This window comes from Desulfatiferula olefinivorans (genome assembly GCF_054657895.1).
Genome location: NZ_BAAHXV010000012.1, coordinates 80,288 through 103,256, shown reverse-complemented (window position 1 = coordinate 103,256; position 22,969 = coordinate 80,288). Strand labels below are relative to the sequence as shown.

At 57.6% G+C, this 22,969-nt stretch carries 24 protein-coding genes; 9 read left to right on the top strand and 15 right to left on the bottom strand.

All coding sequences use genetic code 11. The annotated features are described in order from the left end of the window. Position 1 precedes the first annotated feature (1 nt). The 4 genes from ACYQ11_RS10845 to ACYQ11_RS10830 form a co-directional block, all read right to left on the bottom strand. A complete protein-coding gene (locus ACYQ11_RS10845) occupies positions 2-232 on the bottom strand; it encodes an FmdB family zinc ribbon protein (protein ID WP_459923801.1) in 231 nt (76 codons plus the stop codon). Between the two features lie 149 nt (positions 233-381). Beyond that, positions 382-963 (bottom strand): D-sedoheptulose-7-phosphate isomerase, encoded by a 582-nt coding sequence (locus ACYQ11_RS10840; protein WP_459923800.1) that lies wholly within the window; start codon positions 961-963, stop codon positions 382-384. A gap of 4 nt (positions 964-967) precedes the next feature. Next, entirely contained in the window at positions 968-2,386 is a 1,419-nt protein-coding gene (selA, locus tag ACYQ11_RS10835) for an L-seryl-tRNA(Sec) selenium transferase (RefSeq protein WP_459923799.1), read from the bottom strand. 102 nt (positions 2,387-2,488) lie between these two features. Then, positions 2,489-3,901, bottom strand: coding sequence for an HDOD domain-containing protein (locus ACYQ11_RS10830; protein WP_459923798.1), 1,413 nt, complete (start codon positions 3,899-3,901; stop codon positions 2,489-2,491). Between the two features lie 205 nt (positions 3,902-4,106). Between ACYQ11_RS10830 and pyrF the strand changes: the two genes are divergently transcribed. After that, on the top strand, positions 4,107-4,826 hold the full coding sequence (gene pyrF / locus ACYQ11_RS10825; RefSeq protein WP_459923797.1) for an orotidine-5'-phosphate decarboxylase: 720 nt from the start codon (positions 4,107-4,109) through the stop codon (positions 4,824-4,826). On the opposite strand, the gene ACYQ11_RS10820 is transcribed toward pyrF, so the two are convergent. Next, positions 4,827-5,705 (bottom strand): tetratricopeptide repeat protein, encoded by an 879-nt coding sequence (locus tag ACYQ11_RS10820; RefSeq protein WP_459923796.1) that lies wholly within the window; start codon positions 5,703-5,705, stop codon positions 4,827-4,829. It lies immediately after the preceding gene. Between the two features lie 78 nt (positions 5,706-5,783). Between ACYQ11_RS10820 and ACYQ11_RS10815 the strand changes: the two genes are divergently transcribed. Beyond that, complete coding sequence (locus ACYQ11_RS10815) at positions 5,784-5,990, top strand: hypothetical protein (protein ID WP_459923795.1); 207 nt, start codon at positions 5,784-5,786, stop codon at positions 5,988-5,990. A 65-nt stretch (positions 5,991-6,055) separates the two neighbouring features. Here ACYQ11_RS10815 and ACYQ11_RS10810 read toward each other — a convergent pair whose 3' ends face one another. From ACYQ11_RS10810 to ACYQ11_RS10785, 6 genes are all read right to left on the bottom strand, one after another. Beyond that, positions 6,056-7,018 (bottom strand): electron transfer flavoprotein subunit alpha/FixB family protein, encoded by a 963-nt coding sequence (locus ACYQ11_RS10810; RefSeq protein ID WP_459923794.1) that lies wholly within the window; start codon positions 7,016-7,018, stop codon positions 6,056-6,058. Positions 7,019-7,020: 2 nt separating this feature from the next. Next, positions 7,021-7,806, bottom strand: a complete 786-nt coding sequence (locus ACYQ11_RS10805) for an electron transfer flavoprotein subunit beta/FixA family protein (RefSeq protein ID WP_459923793.1) — start codon at positions 7,804-7,806, stop codon at positions 7,021-7,023. Between the two features lie 103 nt (positions 7,807-7,909). Then, complete coding sequence (locus ACYQ11_RS10800; protein ID WP_459923792.1) at positions 7,910-9,973, bottom strand: (Fe-S)-binding protein; 2,064 nt, start codon at positions 9,971-9,973, stop codon at positions 7,910-7,912. Positions 9,974-10,323: 350 nt separating this feature from the next. Further along, positions 10,324-12,126, bottom strand: a complete 1,803-nt coding sequence (locus ACYQ11_RS10795; RefSeq protein WP_459923791.1) for an acyl-CoA dehydrogenase — start codon at positions 12,124-12,126, stop codon at positions 10,324-10,326. Positions 12,127-12,263: 137 nt separating this feature from the next. After that, positions 12,264-12,848, bottom strand: coding sequence for a TetR/AcrR family transcriptional regulator (locus ACYQ11_RS10790; RefSeq protein WP_459923790.1), 585 nt, complete (start codon positions 12,846-12,848; stop codon positions 12,264-12,266). Positions 12,849-13,071: 223 nt separating this feature from the next. Then, complete coding sequence (locus tag ACYQ11_RS10785) at positions 13,072-14,748, bottom strand: hypothetical protein (RefSeq protein ID WP_459923789.1); 1,677 nt, start codon at positions 14,746-14,748, stop codon at positions 13,072-13,074. 238 nt (positions 14,749-14,986) lie between these two features. On the opposite strand from ACYQ11_RS10785, the gene ACYQ11_RS10780 reads away from it, so the two are divergent. From ACYQ11_RS10780 to ACYQ11_RS10755, 6 genes are all read left to right on the top strand, one after another. Beyond that, positions 14,987-15,262: a hypothetical protein gene (locus ACYQ11_RS10780; RefSeq protein ID WP_459923788.1), complete on the top strand. Its 276-nt coding sequence runs from the start codon at positions 14,987-14,989 to the stop codon at positions 15,260-15,262. Between the two features lie 139 nt (positions 15,263-15,401). Continuing rightward, positions 15,402-16,697 (top strand): class II fructose-bisphosphate aldolase, encoded by a 1,296-nt coding sequence (locus tag ACYQ11_RS10775; RefSeq protein ID WP_459923787.1) that lies wholly within the window; start codon positions 15,402-15,404, stop codon positions 16,695-16,697. A 31-nt stretch (positions 16,698-16,728) separates the two neighbouring features. Then, entirely contained in the window at positions 16,729-17,241 is a 513-nt protein-coding gene (locus ACYQ11_RS10770) for an NUDIX hydrolase (RefSeq protein WP_459923786.1), read from the top strand. 62 nt (positions 17,242-17,303) lie between these two features. Then, entirely contained in the window at positions 17,304-17,732 is a 429-nt protein-coding gene (locus tag ACYQ11_RS10765) for a DVU0524 family FlgM-associated protein (RefSeq protein ID WP_459923785.1), read from the top strand. Positions 17,733-17,747: 15 nt separating this feature from the next. Beyond that, positions 17,748-18,059 carry a flagellar biosynthesis anti-sigma factor FlgM gene (flgM, locus tag ACYQ11_RS10760; RefSeq protein ID WP_459923784.1) on the top strand — a complete coding sequence of 104 codons (312 nt, stop codon included), beginning with the start codon at positions 17,748-17,750 and terminating at the stop codon, positions 18,057-18,059. Positions 18,060-18,367: 308 nt separating this feature from the next. Continuing rightward, complete coding sequence (locus ACYQ11_RS10755; protein WP_459923783.1) at positions 18,368-18,826, top strand: hypothetical protein; 459 nt, start codon at positions 18,368-18,370, stop codon at positions 18,824-18,826. A 1-nt stretch (position 18,827) separates the two neighbouring features. Here the strand turns inward: ACYQ11_RS10755 and hisF are convergent, their stop codons facing one another. From hisF to ACYQ11_RS10735, 4 genes are read right to left on the bottom strand one after another with little or no spacing between them, the layout of a single operon-like run. Next, a complete protein-coding gene (hisF, locus tag ACYQ11_RS10750; RefSeq protein ID WP_459923782.1) occupies positions 18,828-19,607 on the bottom strand; it encodes an imidazole glycerol phosphate synthase subunit HisF in 780 nt (259 codons plus the stop codon). After that, positions 19,601-20,230, bottom strand: a complete 630-nt coding sequence (gene hisH, locus ACYQ11_RS10745; RefSeq protein WP_459923781.1) for an imidazole glycerol phosphate synthase subunit HisH — start codon at positions 20,228-20,230, stop codon at positions 19,601-19,603. Before hisH ends, hisF begins: the two co-directional genes overlap by 7 nt. A 60-nt stretch (positions 20,231-20,290) precedes the next feature. Then, entirely contained in the window at positions 20,291-21,082 is a 792-nt protein-coding gene (gene mazG, locus ACYQ11_RS10740) for a nucleoside triphosphate pyrophosphohydrolase (RefSeq protein WP_459923780.1), read from the bottom strand. An 18-nt stretch (positions 21,083-21,100) separates the two neighbouring features. Then, positions 21,101-21,658 carry a CvpA family protein gene (locus tag ACYQ11_RS10735; RefSeq protein ID WP_459923779.1) on the bottom strand — a complete coding sequence of 186 codons (558 nt, stop codon included), beginning with the start codon at positions 21,656-21,658 and terminating at the stop codon, positions 21,101-21,103. Between the two features lie 276 nt (positions 21,659-21,934). Here ACYQ11_RS10735 and ACYQ11_RS10730 point away from each other — a divergent pair, with 276 nt between their 5' ends. Next, positions 21,935-22,930: a PhoH family protein gene (locus ACYQ11_RS10730; RefSeq protein WP_459923778.1), complete on the top strand. Its 996-nt coding sequence runs from the start codon at positions 21,935-21,937 to the stop codon at positions 22,928-22,930. Positions 22,931-22,969: the final 39 nt, after the last annotated feature.

The window sequence follows — 22,969 nt, the reverse complement described above, 5'->3', positions numbered from 1 at the left end:
CTTAACGGCACCCCGCGCAGCTTGAGGCCGTGCAACCGGTGCAGGACGAGGCCGAGGCAGAGGAGCCCGTGGTCTGGCCGCTGCTGTTTTTGCTGACGAACCCGCAGGCGGAGATCATCTGTTTGACCTTTTTCCCCTTGCATTTCGGGCAGGCGTCCGGGCCTTTTCCGCCCATGACCAGATATTCAAAGGATGTGCTGCAATCCTCACAGGTGTATTCGTAAATCGGCATGCTCACCTCGCTGGCGGCGCCTGAATGGACAGGGCCGGCTGTTCCGCCTCCCGGATAAACCGGGAGATCGCGTATGTAAAAAAACACCTGACCGGATCAGGCGTTGCGTGGCGAGATAATAATCATTCCTTGGGATAAAAGCAACCCGTTTAACGGGAAAATGCCTGGGGAAAGAGAATGCGGTCCACCAGATCGCAGAGGATGTGTCCCATGGTGATGTGGCACTCCTGAATCCGGGCCGTCACGGTTGAATCGACCGGAAGCGTCATATCGCAGAGGTCGGCCAGACGACCGCCCCGGCCGATCATGCCCAGGGTCAGAAGATCGTTTTGACGGGCCAGTTCCATGGCCTTGACCACGTTTTTCGAATTGCCGCTGGTGCTGATGCCCCAGGCCAGATCCCCGGGGCGGCCCAGGGCGGCGATCTGTTTGGAAAACACGTCGTCAAAGTGATAGTCGTTGCCGATGCTTGTCAGAACCGAGCTGTCCGTGGTCAGGGCCAGGGCCGCCAGGGGGATGCGTTCGACCTGGAACCGGTTGACGAATTCGGCGGCCAGATGCTGGGCGTCCGCTGCGCTGCCCCCGTTGCCGAAGATCAGGATTTTATGGCCGGAGGTCAGGCAGGCGGCCAGGGTTTCGGCAATGCGGACCAGCCTGTCGGCGTTGCCGGTGACCCCGGCTTTCAGCACCGCCAGGGTCTCGTCAAGGGTTTTGAGGACGCGGGTTTTCATGACATCAGGCTCCTAGGATGTGGGCGAGCGCGTGTTGGATCAGTTCGGGTTCGTCGTCCTGAAGGGTTCTGGGATCTAAGATCAGACGGTCGTTTTCGATGCGGGCGATCACCGGCGGCCGGCCGGCCCGGAGTCGTTCTTCGAGTTCCCGGGCGGACAGGCCGCTGACGGAGAGTCCCAAACAGGTGCTGGGCAGGTCGAGCAGCGGCAGGGAACCGCCCCCGGCCCGGGACGCAAGGTCCATGAACTCTGTTTTGACCCTGGGATCACCGATGTCCGAAATGGCCCGGGCCACGGTTTCAGCCATGACGCGGGTTGCCTCCTTGGTCATGGTCAGCATGCGGAGGGTGGGAATCAGGCGGACGGCTTTTTCCTCGTCCCGATAGAGACGGAGGGTGCTTTCCAGGGCGGCAAGGGTCATCTTGTCGATGCGCAGCGCCCGGGTCAGAGGATTTTTCCGGATGCGTTCGATCAGGTTTTTTTTCCCGAGGATGATTCCCGCCTGGGGGCCCCCCAGCAGCTTGTCTCCGCTGAAGGTGACGATGTCGCAGTCCGCGGCGACCGATTCCTGGACGGTGGGTTCCTTGGTCAGGCCGTATTTTGAAAAATCCACGAAGGTGCCGCTGCCTAAGTCTTCCATGACCGGAATGCCACGGCTTCGGCCCATGGCCACCAGATCGGCCAGGGAGACACTGGCGGTGAAGCCCTGAATGCTGTAGTTGCTGGTGTGGACCTTGAGCAGAAGAGCGGTGGCCTCACTGATGGCGGCGGTGTAATCGGCCGCATGGGTCCGGTTGGTGGTGCCCACTTCCTTGAGGATGCCCCCGCTTTTTTCCATGACGTCGGGAATGCGAAACGATCCGCCGATCTCAACCAGTTCCCCACGGGAGACAATCACTTCCCGGCCGCCGGCCAGGGTGTCCAGGCAGAGGAGAACGGCGGCGGCGTTGTTGTTGACGACCATCCCCGCTTCGGCTCCGGTGATGTCGCACAACAGGTCTTCGACCACGCTGTAGCGCAGGCCCCGTTTGCCCGTATCGAGGTTCAGCTCCAGATTGGAATAGCGGTCGCCGACCTGACGGACGTGGGCCAGGGCTTCTCCGGCCAGGAGCGAGCGGCCCAGATTGGTATGGATCACGACGCCGGTGGCGTTGATCGTGCGTTTGAGGTTCAGGGTCATGCGTTTATCGACAAGGCCTTCGATGCGCCGGGTCAGGGCTTCGTCGGTCAGGTCGTCATCGCTGAGCGCGGCATCGTTTTTCAAGATGGCGGATCGGAGATCGTCGATGGTGTTTCGGACGGACTCGACCACCACGCGCCGGGGGACGACGTCGGTGTCGAACCGGCCGGACAGGCGATCCAGCATGGTGTCCACGCCGGGAAGGTTTTTCAGTCTCTGTTGCTGTTCGGGTGTGATGGACATAGTCTCACTTGATTGATTCAGGGATCCGTCCGCCCAGGGTCGGAACGGAACCTCAAGGGGTATCGGGGCTCGGCCCCCTCGTTGACAAACCTCCATGTCTTATCATGACGGAACTGTTCTGGAAACAGATTTGTTGGCGGAGCGAAGCGGACTGTCGTTTCGGCCGGACAGGATCATCTCCGGGTTGGTCAGCGCATCCAACGGGATCATGTCCACGATTTCGGGGAAATCCAGGACGGAAAACCCGTTCCGGTCGAGCAGAAGATTGAAATGGCTCATGTCGATCCGGTTGAGTTGGGGACCTGAGCTGAACATGTGGAACAGCAGGTTGGCCAGGCTGACAATGTCCGTGATCGGCATGGGTTCGCCGGTTCTCTCGGGGTGGTGATGAAAGGCGATGGCCTGTGTGACGCTGTCGGGCAGGGACCATTTTTGAGCCAGGGTGAGACCGATGCGGGTGTGGTTGGTGTTGAGATATTTGTCTTCGAGCATGATCATGGTGTTTGCGGGCTGCTTGAAGTCTCTGTAGAAAAACGGAACGAACCGGGCGACGAACTGGTCGAGGACGATTTTTCCGATATCGTGGAGCAGTCCGGCGGTGTAGGCGGAAAAGGGCAGTCCCCGTTTGTTTTTTTCGGCCAGTTTCTCGGCGATGAGCGCAACCCCGATGGCATGATGGTACAGGCCTCCCTTGACCAGCGAGTAGCCCTGGTTGTGGCTGATAAAAAGGTTTTTCACCGCCACGGTGGTCACGATCCGGTAAAGGTGGTTCCGGCCGATGATCAGAAGGGCGTCGTCAATGGAATCGATCCCCCGTTTTCCGGAAAAGACGGCGGCGTTGCAATACTTGAGCACCTGGCCGCTGATCACCTGGTCTTTTTTGACTTCCTGGGCCAGGTCCGAGAGGTGGTCGACGTCCTCGCTGATCATCCGGAGAATTTTAAGGGCGATCTGGGGAATGGGCTGAATGGCGTCCATGATCGTTTCAAGGTCGTCGGGACCGGGGGCAAGGGGCGATTCGTCCAGTTCCCCCCCCGTGTACGAAGGGCTGATGTCCACGGTTCCGTCGAGCATGTTGAGACTCAGGCAGCAGGTGAAAAAACCGCCGGTTTCGGACCGGTCCACCCGGATTTTTTCTTCCGCCAGGATGGTTCTGACCGTTTCGGCCGTCCGGCCGCCGATATCCAGATGGATGTCCTGACGGCTCAGTAATCCTGAAAAAGCGCCTCCGGCGATGCAGATGCGCAGGTTGTCTTTGGACGCCCCCATGGCGTACAGGGCGTCGAGGAATCGGGGCAGGCCGGTTGAGGCGTATTTGTCCTCGTCTCCCTCCCGGCAGCGGCTGACGGGTTCGGGCAGGAGGAAATGGGCCAGGCCGCCGATTCCATGGACGGGGTCATAGGCCGAAACGCCCACGCAGGAACTTAGGAATGCCTGGAACAGAACGGCTCCGACCCGGTCACAGGCAAAGGAACCTGACGGGACGTGCATTTTTTTCAGATGAATCGGTGCCATGGGCTGGGAATCTCGTATGGGTCAATCATCAAGGCGCGGCGGACAGGTCGAATTTTTAACGACTATACCATAAACGTCCGGAAGGATTCAACGACTAAGCCGGATTGTGAAAAATAAAAAAGCCCCTTTATCTGACGGGGGATATGAGGTATTTTTCACGAAACTCAGCCGGGTTCGGCCCCGGCGTTCAAACGGAGAGGACTGCATGAAAAAAGCCAAAGATTACATTATGTTTCCCCTGGATGTGTCCACCTTCGACGAGGCCCGTCGCTACATCCGGCTGTTGGCCGGGGAGATCGGCCTGTTCAAGGTGGGACTCGAACTGTTCATCACCATCGGGCCGGATATTGTCAAATTCATCCATGACACCGGTGATGCCGGGGTTTTTCTGGATTTAAAGCTCCATGACATCCCGGCCACGGTCGAACGGGCCGCCCGGGTGGTCGGTGATCTGGGGGTCGACTTTACCACGGTCCACTGCGGCGAAAGTCTGTCCATGCTCGAGGCGGCGGTGCGCGGCGGGGGAGCCAAAACCCGGATTCTCGGGGTGACGGTGCTGACCAGCGTGAGCGCCGATGACATTGCCCGGTCGGGGTATCAGGACATTTACGCCCGGCAGATGGCCTCGCTGATCGTCAAGCGAGCCGGAGACGCCCGGGCCGCCGGATGCGCCGGGGTGGTGTGTTCGGGACTTGAGGTGCCGATGATCAAAGAGGCCTGCGGTTCTGATTTTTTGACGGTGACGCCGGGAATCCGTCCCATGTGGGAGACCGTCGGCGGGGATGACCAGAAGCGGGTGACCACCCCGGCCCAGGCCATTGCCAACGGATCGGATTACCTGGTCATCGGCCGGCCGATCCGGGATGCCCGTGATCCGGTGGACGCGGCCAGACGGGTTTCTGAGGAAATCGAATCGGCGCTGTGATCAGGGCACGGTTTTGACGGAGACTTCCTTGCCGTGTTTGTCGAGAATCACTTCCCGGGTGAGGACGCCCCTGTCGTTGAAGTACTGGATGCCGGTGTGGTTGAGCATCCTGCCCGTGTAGGTAAATTCCTTGCGCAGGATGCGTCCCCGCTCGTCATACACGATCCGGGTCATGTTCCGGTCGTGACCGGCGATGAAGGGGACCGTGTGAAGCAGTTCCGTTTTTCGGAGGCGGTCGCCGGCGTCGAAATAATCCATTTGCTTGAACAGCCCCTCCGGGCCTTCGTAGAGCGGGTCGCCCTTGCCGTAGGTGGTCATGACGGTGTTGCCGCCGAATTCATTGCCCACGGCGATGATTTCCGACGTCCGGTTCGTTTCACTGGGGGTCTCGTTGATGAGGGCGTTTATTTTTCGTTGTTTGCTTCGCGAAAGTTCCAGCCGCCGGGTCAGCTCACCGCTTTCAAGAATGCGTTTGGCCTGTCGGTTGCCCAGTTCGGCGGCCCGGTCCAGGTCCTGGAGGGCCAGCTGCAGTTTGTTGACCTTGCTGTAGCACAAACCCCGGGCCAGATAGGCATCCCGATCATCGGGGGTCATCATCAGCACCATGTCGAAGTCGACGATGGCCTTGTAATAAAGCTGAAGATCGTAGTAGACCAGGCCCCGGTTGTAGTAGGCGGCCTGATAGTCGGGGTCTTCGGCGATGGCGCTGGAGAAAGCCTCGACGGCCTGGGTGAGTTTGCGCTGGCTGTAGAAAATGTTTCCCCGGGCCTTGTGCTTTTCGGCAAGGCCTGTGTCCGCCTCGACGACCCTTGAACCGGAGGCGGCGAGAAAGAGGACAATCATGGCCGCTTGTGCTATGATGGAACACAATCGCATCATACAGGTCCCCGTTGGTGGCATCTGTGGAGCATGGGTTGCGGTTATTGGGATAAACCTTGAAATTATGATTGTCATACCATGAAAAACAGCGATGAAAAAGAAAGAAATGAACGTCTGGACAAATTGATCCGGATGCTCACTGAATGCGGAACCCGTTTAAAAAACAAGGCATTGTCGGAGCTTCTCGAGGATGATCGATGCCACAACAAGCATCAGAGCGAAGACGAGTATCAGAAGGAGCAGGCCGCCTGGCTCGAGGCCGTCAGGCGGCGCAAGCCGAAATGATTCGTCAAAAAAAGCCGGCCGCCCCGAGGGACGGCCGGCCGTAACAAACCTACACGCTGAAAAAATTACATTTCTTCGATTTTTTCAGTGAGGGCCGGCAGGAACTCGAGAATGTCGGCCACAATACCCACGTTGGCAGCCTGGAAAATAGGCGCGTTGGGGTTTTTGTTGATGGCAACGATCAAACCGCCCTTGATGCCGCCCAGATGCTGGAAGGAACCGCTGATACCGCAGGCAAGGTATACCTTGGGTTTAACGGTGCAACCGCTGGTACCAACCTGGCGGGAGGCTTCCAGCCATTTGGCGTCGACGATCGGACGTGAGCAGGACACTTCGGCGGCGTTGCCGAGGGCTTCCTTGAGGTTCATGGCGATTTCGATGTTGTCTTCTTCTTCGATACCGCGACCGATGGACACGAGGATGTCGGCTTTAGTGATGTCGACATCGCCGGCTTCCGGAGCCACGATTTCGATGAACTTCCGGTTGGCGGAAAGGTCACCGGCGTCGGCGGATTTGTCGGTGACGGAACCGCCGGCTGATTTGGATTCGTCGGCCGGGAAGGTGCCGGGACGAACGGAAACAACCGCGCCGCCTGCCATATCCACGTTCACGTGGGTGCAGACTTCGCCGCCGAATTCCTGGCGAACCACTTTCAGGGTGCTTCCGTCAACGCCGTCGATACCGACGATGTCGGCGACGAAGGCGGCATTCATTTTCACGGAAAGGCCCGGGGCGCAGTCCATGGAAAAGGTGTTGTGTGCGAAAAGCACAACGGAGCCTGCGGGAATGACGTTGGCCAGAGCTTTCCGCACAACTTCAGCATTGGGATAGGCCAGAGCGGCGTTATCCACTTTGATGACGTTGGGGAAAATGGCGGCGGCTTCAGCGGCGACCGCGTCAATACCGGAGCCGGTCACGATGGCGGTGGGTGCGTCGCCGGAAACGGCTTTGGCGGCGTTGATCAGTTCCATGGCTGAATCGTCGAGAACCCCGTCGTTATGAACCAAATATGCAAATACCTGTGCCATGATTATAACCCTCCGTTTGCTTTAAGGATTTCAATGAGTTTATCAATGATCTCTTCAGTGCTTCCTTCAAGCATTTCAGCGCCTTCGCCTTTTTCAGGTACGAAGTAGTCGATTTTCTTGGTTTTGGCACCGGCAGCACCAACGGCAGAAGCGTCAACACCAAGATCGGATGCACCGAGTTCCGGAATTTCAACACCGGAAACCTGACGAATACCGCGGATACCCACGTAACGGGGCTCGTTGATACCGGTCTGGATGGAGAGTACGCAGGGAAGCGTGATTTCGTTCATTTCTCTGTTACCACCCTCGATTTCACGTCCCACAACCAGCTTGCCGTCGCCAACTTCAATCTTGTTGACCAGGGAAGCGTAGGGCATGTCGAGCATGGCGGCCAGCATGCCGCCCACGGCGCCGGCGCCTTCGTCAGCCTGGGCACCGGTGAGGATCAGGTCGTATTTGCCTTTTTCCACAGCGCCTTTGAGAATCGTTGCAATGCCTTTGCAGTCGGAGCCTTCGAAGGCATCGTCGGTCAGGAGCAGGCCTTTGCCCGCGCCCATGGCCATTTCACGGCGGAGAATTTCGTCGCTTTCGCTGTCGCCTACCGTGACAACCGTTACGGAACCGCCAACCTTGTCAACAATCTGGATGGCTTCTTCCACTGCGTAGTTGTCCCATTCGTTTACAGAGTAAACAAGATCATCACGCTCGATGTCGTTCCCTTCGCTGTTCATTTCAATTTCATTTTCAGCGGAATCGGGAACTCTTTTTACGCATACCAAGATTTCCATGTTATTCCTCCCAATAAGTTATTAAATCCGAATTGACATGCCGGTAAATCCGTCAAGCAAAACCGAAACAGGCCGGACGCAGAGGCGCGTCCGGCCCGGTATCCTATTCCATGTGCTGGTTGATCAGCTCGGTCAGTTCAATGGCTTCGAGCTGGCCGTCAAGACCGGCAACCTTGATGGCGTCTTCCATGTTGACCATACAGAAGGGGCAGGCGCAGACGATGACGTTCGCACCGGCTTCGGCGGCCATTTTTACGCGGATCACGGCCATACGTTCTTCTTCATGGGGTTCGTAGAAGAGCATCAAACCACCGCCGCTGCAGCACAGAGACCGGTCGCGGTTCTTCTCCATTTCCACGAGCTGAGCACCCGGGATGGCTTTGATGGCATCGCGGGGGTCATCGTAAATCCCGTTGTGGCGGCCCAGGTAGCAGGGATCGTGATAGGTGTAGACCTTTGAGGGATCCATCACCGGTTTGAGCTTGATCTTGCCGGATTTGACGTTTTTGACGATGGTCTCGCTGATGTGTTCGATCGGAAGATCGACACGGTAATCATTTTTCAGTGCATTGTACGCATGGGGGTCGGAGGTGACGATGCGCTTGGCACCGGATTCCTTGATGATCTCCATGTTGTGGCTCTTGAGGCTCTGGTACAGCATTTCTTCACCGAAACGGATGACTTCGTTACCGCTGTCTTTTTCGTCTTTACCGATGATGAAGAAGTCTTCACCGCAGGCATCCAGGATCTTGGCGCTGGATTTGGCGATGTTGACCATGCGGTCGTCGTAGGAGGTGATGCTGTCGACAAAGTAAAGGGTTTCACCGGAGTCGCCGTTTTCCATGATCTTGACGGAGCATTCGGCGGCGAATTCTTTGTCTTTGGCCCAGTCGGCACGTTTCTTTTCAACCTTGCCCCAGGGGTTACCGCGCTTGCCGATGGCCTGGAGGGGTTTCTGCAGGGTCTGGGGAACCTCGCCCTGATCCACGAGACCGCGGCGGAGGTCAACGATTTTGTCGATGTATTCGATACCGATGGGGCATTCCTGCTCACAGGCGCCGCAGGTGGTGCAGGACCAGATTTCATCGGCTTCGTAGATGGAGCCGACCAGGGGTTCCTTGCTGTTGAGGAACTTGTCGCGGATCGGGTAGTTCTTGAAGATCAGGTCACGGGCCTTGATGGTGATGAACCGGGGAGACAGGGGACGTCCCACCAGGTTGGCCGGGCACTGGTCGGAGCAGCGACCGCAGTCCGCACAGGAATAGAAGTCGAGCATGTGCTTCCAGGTGAAATCTTCCAGCTTTTTGACGCCGAAAGATTCCAGGGAATCCAGCTGTTCGTCGGTGATGCCGTAAACCACGGGTTTGATGTTGCCGCGTCGGACCCTCATGAACAGAACGTTGAAGAAAGAGGTGATGACGTGAAAGTGCTTGCCCATGGGCAGGAAGCAGAGGAAGAAGAAGAACAGGGTGTTGTGCACGTAGTAGGACGCGATGTGCAGGAACTGGAGCAGGCCGTGGGGCGCTGCGGAAAACACTTTCGAGAAAATCCAGGCCAGGGTCAGCGGAGCCAGGAAGGCATCGTGGCCGGCAGAGACCAGAACGGCTTCGAAAAGGCTTTCGGTCAGCATCAGGCCCATGATGATGGCCAGAACGAATACCGCCTCAGCGGTGTGATCGTGACCGTATTTGGCCGGAACGGCGTAGCGTTTGGGCTTGATGATGCCGCGGCGGACGGCGGCGATGATACAGGCAACGAACACGGCGGTGGCCATGTAGTCTTTGGCCACGTTGTAGACCATGCCCAGGGGCTGATCAGCGCCGAGGCCGGGCAGGGCGAAGTCCGGAAACATACCGATGACGACCAGAGAGCAGGTCCGGATGCTCAGGGTCAAAAAGCCGAAAAAGATGACGATGTGAAGAACACCTGCCACCATGTAGCGGGGCTGACGGATCTGGCCGAGCCAGATGGTGAAGATGTTAAGGATGCGTGCCGGAATGTCGCTGAAGCGGCTGTTGTCCGGAGCCGCCTTGACCAGAGGTGCCACCCGGTTCGCCATGATGTAAGCGAAGATCCCGACGCCGACAACCACATACAAAAAGGACAGGATCGCCCCAGGGAAAAAACCCAGAAATTTGTAATGAGCTGGTGCAATTAGATGTTCCATTTTTAATTTTACCTCTCCTTGAATTGAATTTATTAATCAATAGCACGCCAAACAGCGCTACTTGTCTCCATCTTCTGAAATGAATAATCCCTCATACTTAAATGACAACGCAGGATTCGTCAAGAAAAAATTCAAGGGCCGTACGACTGTACAAGAGCGGCCGGGCCATGCCGTGACGCATGAATTTCCGGGGTGTTTGTGCCCGGGAGTTTTTTTGCTGTCCACGCCTAACCTCCCTGAATCGTTTTTGATCTGCCTGATGCTCCTTGGGTTTGTCCGGCCGTGGGGCCGGCAGCTCCGGCGTTGTCCGAATCGGACCGGAGGGGTTTCCCTCCGGTCCGCAGGCCGAATCAGCCTATGAATGAATCTTCAGAGATCTCAACGGTGGCGCCGTTGCAGGCCTTGATGGCGTCCATTTTTCCGGAGGTCACCGGAAGAACACAAGCCGTGAAGTATTCCAGGCTTTTCAAAAGTCCTTCGTAGAACGGAACATCTTTTTTCTTGGCACTTTCAAGTTTGCCGGCAGCGATGGTCCCCCGCCACAGCAGCATCCAGGCCATGACCACATCGCCGGTCACCTCGAGGAAGGGGTGGGCGAAGGCGAAGGCATTCAGCACCTTGTCGCTCATGGCGGTCTTGCCCATGTGCATGGCCACCTCACCCAAACGGTTGAGGGCGTTTTCCACGGCGGCGGTCATGGCGGCCAGTGCGGGAATGTCCTTGGCCGTCTTGAGGGTTTTCTGGATTTCACCCATCAGGTCCATGAACACCTGCCCTTTTTTCATGCCGAGCTTCCGGCCGAGAAGGTCCATGGCCTGAATCCCGTTGGTGCCTTCGTAGATCATGGTGATGCGGCAGTCACGCATCAGCTGGGCCACGGGGTATTCCTCGATGAACCCGTAGCCGCCGTATACCTGGATGGCATGGTTGCAGACCTCGAAGGCACGGTCGGTCACGTAGCCCTTGGCCACCGGGGTGAGGATTTCGATCAGTCCCTGGTATTTTTCCCGAACGGCCGGATCATCGGAGACGGCGATCATGTCGTTGCAGTAACCGATGAAGTACAGAAGGCTGCGCATGGCTTCCACGTATGTTTTCATGATCATGAGCTGGCGACGGACATCGGGGTGCTGGATGATCGGCACGCCCCCGTCCTGGGGTTTGACCAGGTTGGCGCCCTGGATGCGTTCCTTGGCATAGTTGACCGCATACATGTAGGCGGCGGTGGCGCAGGAAAAACCCTGCATGCCCACCAGCAGACGGGCTTCGTTCATCATGACGAACATGGCCTTCATGCCTTTGTTTTCTTCGCCCAAAAGGGTTCCGATGCATTCGCCTTTGCCGCCCAGGGTCAGGGAGCAGGTGGCGTTGCCGTGGATCCCCATTTTGTGCTCGATACCGGTGCAGACCACGTCGTTGAAGGCGCCCAGGCTGCCGTCTGCGTTGACGCGGAATTTGGGAACCAGGAACAGGGAAATCCCCTTGGTTCCGGCGGGGGCGCCTTCGATACGCGCCAGGACCGGATGGATGATGTTTTCGGCCATGTCGTGCTCGCCGCCGGAGATGAAGATTTTGGAGCCGGAAATCGAGTAGGTGCCGTCGGCATTCTTTTTGGCGACGGTTTCAAGTGCCCCGACGTCGGAGCCGGCACCGGCTTCGGTCAGCAGCATGGTCCCGGTCCATTTGCCGGTGTACAGATTTTTCAGGAACAGCCGTTTCTGCTCGTCGGTACCGAACTCTTCGACGAGTTTTCCGGCGCCGTGGGTCAGACCGGGGTACATCATGAAGGGGAAGTTGGCCCCGTTGAAAAATTCGGACGCGGCGGAGGATACGGACCGGGGCATGCCCTGGCCGCCCCATTCGGGTTCCTCGTTCATGGCCAGCCATTCGCCGGCATTGAACAGTTCGAACAGCCGGGGGAAGGTTTCGGGGACAATGACCTTGCCCGCTTCGAATTTACAGCCGCTCTCATCGCCGTCTTTCCAGGTGGGAATCATTTCCTTGACGGCCAGATTTCTGGCCTCGGAGACGACCATGTCGACGGTTTTCTTGTTGAAATCGGCAAATTTTTCGTGTTTGCTCAACTCTTCCACGTTCAACTGTTCATGAAGAACAAAGTCGATGTCTCGTCTGTCTGCGATAAGCTGTGCCATGATGTTTTTCTCTCCTTCTTGGTTATGAAAGGTGGCCTTTTCTCGTCCGCGATGTGCCGTCCCAAACCCCTGTTTCTCAGCACGGTCGTGGGTTTCTCCCCAACTAAACACACCGGCCGCGGCCGGTGAACAAGCGCCTAATGATTGCCGATGCCTCTCAGGTAAAGATCCACCAGGGGATCGGCCATGGATACCAGATCGTACTTGCCGTTGGCCAGCACCCATGAATTGATGACTTCCTCCACGGCCCCGGTGATAAAGGTCTTGACCAGGCCGATGTACAAATCCTTGCGCATGATGCCTTCGTTTTGTCCCTCTTCGATGATTTCGCCGACCAGTTCGCGGTATTTCCGGGTGATGTCCCGGATATGGACCTTGATGGCTTCGGACTGCTGAACCTGGCGGGTTTCGGCCTGAAAAACAATGGCCATGTCCATGTTGCCCTGGAATTCTTTGAGATGGCTGGTGACCAGGTTCCGGAGTTTGCTTTCCGCATTGTCGCTTTTGTCCACTTCCATCTGGAACTGGTCGAAAATCTGCCGTGTCTTGTAGGCGAAAAACTGAAGAAGGATGTCTTCCTTGTTTTCGAAATACAGATAGATGGTACCGTCGGCCACGCCGGCCTTCCGGGCGATCTGGGCCACCGTGGACTGGAAGAAGCCGTGTTCAGCGAAGACCTTGATGGCGGCGTCCAGAATGATATGGTATTTTTCAGACTTCATAATCGGATCAGGCCTGTGTGCGTTGCATGGGTCGGTATGAATACTCATTCATTTTCAAGCACGAATAGCAAAAACCGCAAATGCCTGTCAAGGCAAAAAAACGGGTCAATTATTTATGTTAGTGATATTGGGTAGATAGCTTGTAATGGCGGTCGAATGGCCGGAGATAACGCCGGAGTAAGCCCGGAGCCGCCGGGGGCGGCGCCCGGGGATTTTGAATGAATCAGGAATGCTCTGGAGCGGGAAGGTGGACCGTCAACTGGTTGAAGGGAATCGACCACTTTCGGGCGTTGCACACATCCACGCAGGCGGCCTGGATCAGGCGGTTCAGGCGGGCGTAATGCCTGGCCCCGTCGCCCGCCACATCGACCAACAGCTCGATGTCCAGGGATGAAGCGGCGGCCTGCTTGAATTCAGCACGGACCCGGATGATCCGGTCCATGAACCCCGATGCCGTCAGATGCTCCTCGACGCCTTTTTCCAGGATGCCGGGCACCGAGTCCGTGACGATGGGCTGGAGGGCGTAATCCAGACCGAAAGGCACCTTGATCCGGAATCCTGAAGAAAGATTCATCGGGGCCGCCGACAGATAGTCCGCCGCCGGATAGGAAATTCGGGCCCCGCCGATTTTTTCCACGACCACGGTTTCGGGCGTCTGGGTCAGGACCTTCATCGGGTTCTCGTCTCCAAGCAGCACCCAGTCCCCAATCCGGGAGGGAAACCAGGGTTCGGTGGCGGACGCCGGGCGGGATCGCAGGGAAAGCAGGTCGGCCACCGGAATCCGAATCCGGCTGTTGGGGATATCGGGGTTATATATTAAGGTGAAGACATTGATCGACAGCACCTTGTAGGGAATACCGTTGTAGACGATCAGTTCGCCCTCCCTGACGGGGCCCAGATTGAGGATCAGGCGGCACTGATCCCAGACCCGCGGCAGGGTTTCCTTGGATGTCCAGACCAGGCCGATCATGAAGACCAGCAGCAGGGACAACAGCACCCAGTCGCTGAGCAGGTAGAGCACGCCCAGGAGCACCCCCAAAGACAGGCCCATCGCAGCGATGCGGTAGCCCAGGTCGAAGGCCCGGATATAAAACGGCGATTCAAGTCTGCGGCGCCGGGTCGCCCTGACGATCACCCCGTGAAAGCGGAAGAGGATGAAGGCGGTCAGGAAAAAGGCCAGAAGGGCCATGATCAGGTTGTTGCCATGGCTTTTGAAAAACATTTTCGGGATTTTCTGAAGGGTCCGGGTGAAGGGCTCGTCATGGCCGCTGATCTTGTCAAGCTGGAGCGTTGCGATGCTCCGCTGGGTTTCAACCTCGCTCCGCCGGTTTTTCCAGGCGGCCAGGGTTCGGCTGAGCCGTTCCCGCAGCCGGGGAGGGCAGCCCGGGTTGTTCATCAGGGTGTTGATCCGTCCCATGGCCTCGTCGATCCTCTCGAGCTGCTGATTCTGGGTCTCGATGGCGCTGCGGTATTTTTCGATTTCCCTGGGCCGTGACGTGGCCTGTTGCAGTTCCCGGATCAGCGGGCTGAGGATGATTTTCAGTTCACGGTTCCAGTTGAAATCCTCATCTGCGGCCTGTCCCAGGGTGTCCAGGCTGATTTCGGAGGCCAGGTCGTTGAAGTTTCCTTCAAGGCTGAACAGCTTCCGCTGCAGGCTGTCTAAGTGGGATTCAAGGAGCTGTTCGCGTCCCTGGCCTTCGGGTTGGGACATGCGGTCCCGGGTTTCGATGATTTCCCGGGACAGGGAATCCATGGCATTCTGAATCCGCGTCAGTTCGACCAGCTTTTGGTCGATGTCGGTGCTCGATTCTGCGGCGCCCCCCAGGATCGGGGTCAGGCCGATCAGAAGAATGATCAGAACATGGAGTATGACGCGGTCCGGTCGGCGCGAGGCTGCCATCTGGGGTGCTCTCCCTTCGGGTAAGGTTGACGAGTCATCACGGTTGGGACCCGGCCTCGGTTGGCGCGGGCCGGATCGGATGATGCAAAAAATGTACGGAACATTTCCGGAGAAGTCAAGGAAGGCGGTTGATCCCCCGGGATTTTTCACTTATAATCCGAAAATAAAAAACAAACGCCCGCATCATTCCCGTTGCGAATTCGGCTGACCTTTCCGGGCGAACCCATGGACGGCGCCCATGAATGTAAGTTCAACCCTTCATTTTCTGCCCGACTACAGTAGGCACCCGGCCTGGGAGCAATCGGACCCGGGCCGGATTCAGTATCCGCCCGTCAAAACGCCGGATGCGTCACGGATCGCGTCCGATGCCGACGCCCATCGGTCGGATCAGGATTCCGGTGCCTACAAATATTATGTTCTTGTCGATGCCCGTGACATGGTGTATACCCGCCGCAAGAATCTGGAAAACCCATTTCACGCGGTCAAGGGAGGGCTCGTCAACCTTTACGTCTGACGCCCTTGCCGCCGGTCCGCCGGTCTGGAAAGACGGAAAATAAGACTTTACAAACCCCGGCAAATATATTTGAATTGGCATCATTTTTAGCATGATGACCGACGTCTGCGGATAACCTTTTGACGAGGAGAAGAACACCATGGCTGACGGAAACACCCGTTACACTGCAGAATACAACGAGGCCCTGACGGTGGGACGGCCCCCCAATATCGTGTCCCTGTTTCCCAACTCAAAAGCGCTGATCGTCAGCGGCAAGTATATCGATCGCGCCATGATCGAAAAAGGGCAGGCCATGACCATCGCGGCCAACGGCCGGAGCCATATCGTGATCCGGGGCGTCCTTGCCGCCGCCCAGCGGGCCCGGGCCGCTGTGATCATTGAAATCGCCAAATCCGAGGGCGGTCGCGAGGCCTATTGCCCCGTCAGCTACTGGAACATCGCCCGGCAGGTGGACGCCGTCGCCAATGAACTGGGCATCACCGTTCCGGTGGCCATCCATGCGGATCACTACGGGATCAAGAACGAGGCCGACCTGGACCAGGCCCGGACGGAGATCCCGTCGATGTTCGAGGCCGGTATCACCTCCATCGCCATCGACGCCTCCCACCAGCCCGATGACCGCAACCTTCTGGCAAATATCGCCATGAAACCTTATATTCCCGAATGGGCCGGCCTGGAAACCGAAATCGGAGAGATCAAGGGCAATGACGGGCTTTCGTCTCCGGCCGAAGCGGTGTTTCTGATTGCGGGGCTCAACGCCCACGGCATCTTTCCCGACTGGATCGCCCTGAACAACGGGACCACCCACGGCATCGAGGCCAGCGGCCAGGGTATCGATGTGGATTTGACCCTTGCCATCCACCAGGCCATTGCCAAATACAGGGTGTCCGGCGCCCAGCACGGAACCTCGGGCAACAGCTTCGAGCGGCTTCGTCAGATCGCCCGGAAGACCCACACCACCAAGGCCAACGTGGCCACGGCCCTCCAGATGCTGTCCTGGGGCCTCTCGGTCAACGACGAGGGCAACGCCCAGCAGGATGCGGACGGAAATTTCATCAAGATCGAGGGGGAGGGGCTGACCGAAGATCTCTGGCGGGACATGCAGTCCTATGCCCGCGCCAAAGGAATTTCCGGCGGGAATTACAAGAAGCTGAACCTGCCCTTTGAAAACAAGATCCTCAGCCAGCCCGAAGCGGTTCGCCGCCGCATGGCCAAGCGGGTCGAGGATTTTACTTACACCCTTCTGGTTGAAGTGTTCAATGCCGGGGGGACGGCCGATCTGGTGATGGCGGATATTCTGAAAAACAGGTCCCATCATCCCGGCGTCAAGGCCGACGTCATGGAATCGCCCGACGAATGGACCGAGGACGCCATTGTCCATAAGGCGGCCGAACTCAATACCGACAAGGGGCCTGCGGGTGATTTCGACGACTGATCCGCCGGGCGGGTCCGGGGCGGGGACGGGCATGCGAGAAAAAAAATTCTGCTCCTATTGCGGATCACCGGTCATCACGACCACCGTCGAGGGCCGGTTGCGGAAACATTGCCCCCACTGCAACACCACCTTGTACGAAAACCCCGTGCCTGCGGCCTGTGTGGTCCTGATCGATCCGGACGACCGGATACTCCTGGCCCGACGCAAGGTCGCGCCCCAGGCCGGGCTCTGGTGCCTGCCCGGCGGATTCGTGGAGCTGGGGGAACGGCCCGATGAGGCGGCCCTTCGTGAACTGGTCGAGGAAACAGGCCTTGCGGGAAAAATCGAGATGCTGATGGGCGTGGCCATCGATCCCCACCCCGATTACGACACGGTGCTGATCACCGCCTATCTGGTGCGAACCTTTAAGGGACGTCTTGTGCCCGGAGACGATGTCTCGGAGGCGGGATTTTATCCCTTCGACCGGCTTCCGGACATTGCCTTCCGAAGTCACCGCCATTTCATTCGCCATTATTACAGCGCCTATTCCCCGGTCACAAAATAATCCGATTTTTTTGTAAAGTTTCGTCCAAGGAGAGCCGATGGTACAAGCAAGGAGAACGGGTTATGCATATACCATCGTACCAGATCAACAACGTGATCAAGGTCTACAGCCGGCAGATCAGCCAGAACCGTCTGATCGACCGGCAGAAGGGCCTTGGGGCCGATGGGCTGTCCATGCAGGACAGTATCAGCATTTCCGAAGAAGGGAAACGGCAGACCATCATAAACAAAGTGTCCGCCGATATTCTGGACCGGATCACCCGCTTTGGTCCCAAAGATGAGACCGAACAGCAGATCGTGGACCGGCTGAACCGGGAAATCAGCGGGAAACTCAAGGGGTTTGATACCCACGAGCAGCAGTTTGTGTTTAATTTTATCGGTGAGAACAACGAAAAGGTCACCAGCACCCTTTCCGTGGAGGATTCAAAAATCGTCAGCCGGCGCCTTGAACAGCTTGTCAGGGAAACCGTTGACAAGTCCATGGAATCCTGACCTGGAGGTAAGACAATGAAAGTATCGGAAACCAATGTAAATTTCGGAAGACAGGCCTATGTCAAGGGGGTGGAATCCGCCTCGCCCCAGGATTTGGCTGCCGGCCGGCAGGCCGAAGCCCGAAAGGAAGTCCCCGAGGACAAGGTGAGCCTCTCCTCCAATGCCCAGGACATGCAGGTGGCCAAAGATGCCATGGCCCTTGCGCCCGAAATCCGGACCGACAAGGTGGAGGCGGCACGTAACGCCATTGACCAGGGAACCTATCAGATCAACGCTCAGCAGATTGCCGACAAGATCATCGGTTTTTCCATTGACCAGATGGTCTGATCGCCCTTAGGGCCCGGCGTGTTTTGAATGAACACCCTTTTTTTCCCCCGCTCAGACCCCGGGTCGGAGCGGGGCGTGTCGTTTTGCTTCCGCAGGATTGATCCCCGTCTCCAGTTGCCTTTTCCCCAAAAATAATCCTTTGAGATCGATTTAACGTTTAACCGTGGCCCGGGATTTGCTATTTATCCTTAACAGCAAGGGGTTATGGTCCAAAAAGGGAAAAGATTGCCGGGTTCCGCTTATGAAAAACAGGGAACCGGCAAAAAAATCCCCTGACGTGACACCTGACAATTCGAATCACTGGAGACATGATGATGAAAGGGATATCCGATCTTGACAAACTTGGTCCGGTTCAGCCAAAACCGGCCGACAAGGCTGGGGGCGCTGTCGATCAGGACCTGTTCCGCAAAACCTTTGAGCAGGCCCTGGCCGGCGTGGAGGAAACCGTGACAACCCCGGCCCCGTCCGGACTGGGTGAAATAAGGTCCTTCGGTTTTCGTCTGGAGGATTCCGGGGATCAGGCCCTGGAAACCGGCACAGACCGTCTGCTGACCCTTCTGGATAATCTGGCCTCGGCCCTGTCGGACCCGGATCGTACCCTGAAAGAGATGGACGGGCTGGTTCGGACCATCAAGCAGGAAGCCGACTCGCTGACCGAGGCGGCCCGGCAGCGGCCCGATGGGGATTCCTTGAAAGCCGTGGCCGAAGAGAGCGCCCTGCTGGCCCAGGTGGAGTACCTGAAGTTCACACGGGGCGACTACGCCTGACCTACCATCCCATCCGGACCTTGACGCCCCGACCGTGAAGGTAATGCTTGATGTCGGAGACGGTGTAGCTGCCGTAGTGGACCATGGAAGCGATCAGGGCCGCGTCGGCCCTGCCGTCGGTCAACACCGCCCGCAGGTGCTCGGGCGTGCCCGCGCCGCCGGAAGCGATGACCGGAATGTCGACGTTTTCCGAGATCAGCCGGGTCAGGGTCAACTCATAGCCGGTTTTCATGCCGTCGGCATCGATGGAGTTCAGGCAGATTTCACCGGCCCCCAGGGACTGGGCCCGCTGAGCCCATTCCAGGGCGTCGATCCCCATGTGTTTCCGTCCGCCGTTGATCACGATTTCATAGCCCGAGGGAATGGCCGGGCTTTTTTCCACCTGTTTCACATCCATCCCCAAGACCACGCATTGATTGCCAAAGGCCTCGGCCCCCTGCCGGATGATGTCCGGATTGAGGACGGCGGCCGAATTGACGCTGATTTTTTCGGCCCCCGCCAGAAGCACTTTGCGCATGTCCTCGACGGTTCGTATCCCGCCTCCCACGGAAAAGGGAATGAAAATCGTTTCGGCCACCCGCCGGACCACATCGATCATGATGCCCCGTTTTTCGTGGGAGGCGGTGATGTCGTAGAAAACAAGTTCATCGGCCCCGGCTTCGTAGTAGAGGCGGGCCATGTCGACCGGATCGCCGATGTCGATGTTGCCTTTGAATTTGATGCCCTTGGTGGTTCGTCCCTCATGGACGTCCAGACAGGGGATGATGCGTCGGCTCAGCATGGTGTCCACCCGCAGAAATTGTTTAAAAGTCGAAGACCGGCCCGGCCGCTTTTCTCCGGATGAAACTGGGTGGCGATCAGGTTGCCGCATCCGATGATCGAGGCGAAGGCCGTCCCGTAGACCGTCGTTCCGATGCGGTGTTCGATGGATCGGGGCTCGGGATAATAACTGTGAACAAAATAAAATTCATCCTCGGCGGTGATCCCGGCCAGGACCGGATGGTCCCGCTCCACCCTGACCCGGTTCCAGCCCATGTGCGGGATTTTGATCGGCGACCCGTCGTCGTCGCGGCTTTTCGGATCGAACCGTACCACCTTGCCGGGAAGGATATCGAGGCAGGGGGTCTGGTGTTCTTCGCTGTGGCCGAGGATGATCTGGGTGCCCAGGCAGATACCCAGAAGGGGTTTTCCGCTATGATAAAAGTCATGGAGCACCTTGTCCAGGCCCCGGCGTTTGAGGCCGGCCATGGCCGAACCCGCCGACCCCACACCGGGGAAGATCACCCGGTCGGCCCGGCGGATGGCTTCGGGCGACGCGGTAATCTCATGGGCGAAGCCCAGATGTGCCAGGGCCCGCGCCACGCTGGTCAGGTTCCCGGCGTCATAATCGATGATGGCGATCATAGGTCGTTTCCCACAAAAAAGGGTTGTCAAAAGAAGGACGCATCCTAACAGAAAGCGGGTTTATTGGGTATCTTTTTTTGCGGCATCCCAGGCCCGGTTTTTTTCGTCGTCGGAAAGGTCCGTCAGGTTTATGTTCTGATCGGCCAGACGGCGTTCCATGTGCCGGTAACGGGTTTCGAACTTGCTGATCGCGGCGGCCAGAGCCGTCTCCGGATGAATGTCCAGGAACCGTGCGACGTTGGTCAGGGTGAACAGAAGATCCCCGAATTCCAGGGTGACGGCGGCCCGGTCGCCGTCTCCGACGGCGGCTTCCAGTTCGGCCCATTCCTCCCTGACCTTGGCGATGACCCCGGCCAGATCGTCCCAGTCGAAGCCCGCCCGTCCCACCTTCTCGGAGATCATGTGGGCCCGATGGAGCGGTGAAAGGCCTCCGGGAACCCCGTCGATGACGGAACCTTGGGCGCCGGTTTTCTCGTCGGCCTTGATCTTCGCCCAGTTGGCCTTCACCGCCTCGGCATCGGCCGCATCGACGGTGCCGAACACATGGGGATGGCGGCGGATCATCTTTTCCCGGTTCCGGGCGATGACATCGTTCAGGGTGAACTGACCCGCCTGTGAGTAGAGAAAGGCCATGAACAAAACCTGGAACAGCACGTCCCCCATTTCATCGGCAATCCTGTCCGCATCACCGGCGTGGACGGCCTCCATCAGTTCGTAGGATTCTTCGATCAGATAGCGGATCAGGGTTTCGGGGGTCTGCTTTTTGTCCCAGGGGCAGGCGTTCCGGAGAACGGCGATCAGGGACAGCATGGCCGCAAGGGGATCATCGTCGATGGGTGTCAGCTCCGTCAAAACAGCACTCCCGGGTCATCAGGGTTGGGTCGGTAACCTTTTTTTTCGGTCTTCCCAGGATTTCCGTGCAATGTCGATTTTGGCGCTGAATTCGTGCCGCATGTCCTTGGACGCAAACCGGCTCATGGCTTCCGAGGCCGAGGACACATAGGGACAGAGCAACGATTCGTTGATCACCGGTGCGCCTTTGCTCAGAAAGGTGGTCAGGATGAGCAGCAGCATGGATACGATCATGAAGCCTTTGACAAAACCGAACCCCGCGCCGCAGAGCTTGTCGACCCAGCCCAAAAAAACGATTTTCATCAGGTATTTGAGCAGGATACCCAGGGCGGACACGGCGGCGAACAGGGCTCCGAAGATGATCAGGAAGCTGACGATGTTCAGATAGCCCGCATGGGGAAACAGGTCGGCAAAACGATTCAGCGCCGAGGCCAGATGGGCGTAGTAGGTGTAGGCGGCATAAAGTCCTGCGATGACGCCGATGATCGATGTGGCCTCCTTGATAATCCCACGAAAGGCTCCCCGGATGACACAGAAACAGATGATGGCGATGATGGCGATATCAAATGGATTCAAATCCGTCTTCCTTATAATGATTATCCTGGGCGAAGACGGCACCGGGTCACGCCGGCGCCGCCGCTTGATCACCCGGTTTGATTAACAAAGGCGAACTATTGAGTCAAGTTATTTTTATTTTTAGCTTTTTCAGCGTTAATGCCGTTTGCTTCTTCAGGGGAAGGTATGATAGATTCATCAATTAACAATTGTATTTCCGGACGGATTTATATAAACAGTCCAGGTTGGAAAAAATGAGGGCAACCCAAACACGGCACAAGGCGGTCATGACCATTGATGGATGAGAACCAGAATACGCCCCGGATGGAACAAAGCTTTCCCGATCTCAATCTGGCCCGGCAGCTGTTCGGAGAGCACAACAGGAATTTGAAAAACATCGCCGACGCCCTGGCGATTACCGTCAATGTCCGGGGCAACACGGTTTACGTGCAGGGTGACGCCATCGCCGCCGACCTGGCCCTCAATATCCTCAGCCAGCTTTACGGCCTGCTCAAGGAAGGCTTTCCCGTTTATCCCAGGGATGTGGATCACGCCATCAAAACCCTTTCCGCCGACGATCGGGTCAAGCTCAGGGATATTTTCATGGATACGGTCTACGTGACGGCAACCAAACGGCCGATCACGCCCAAGAGTCCCATTCAGAAAGCCTACATCGATGCCATCCGGACCCATGATATCGTTTTCGGCGTCGGTCCGGCCGGAACGGGCAAGACCTATCTGGCCATGGCCATGGCCGTGGCGGCTCTGTCCGCCGGTGAGGTCAACCGGATCATTCTGACCCGGCCCGCCGTGGAGGCCGGTGAATCCCTGGGATTTCTGCCCGGCGATCTGGCTGAGAAGGTGGACCCCTATCTGCGGCCCCTTTATGATGCGCTCCATGATATGATGCACTTTGAAAAAGTCGCGGCCCTCACCGAACGGGGCGCCATCGAGGTGGCTCCCCTGGCGTTCATGCGGGGGCGCACCCTGAACAACGCGTTTATCATTCTCGACGAGGCCCAGAACACCACATCCGAACAGATGAAAATGTTTCTCACGCGCATCGGATTCAACTCCAAAGCCGTGATAACCGGGGATGTGACCCAGGTGGACCTGCCACGGGACAAGCCCTCGGGGCTGATCGAAACCATGCGGATTCTTGACAATATCGAAGGAATCCGCTTTATTGAGTTTTCAAAAGACGATGTCGTCAGACACAGGCTGGTCATGAAGATCATTTCAGCGTACGAGAAGAATGAACGCGCCAAGGCCAAGGCGAATCAGGCCAGGTAGCGCCGGTTTGACAACGGCCTCCACGGCACCGGCGGCAGA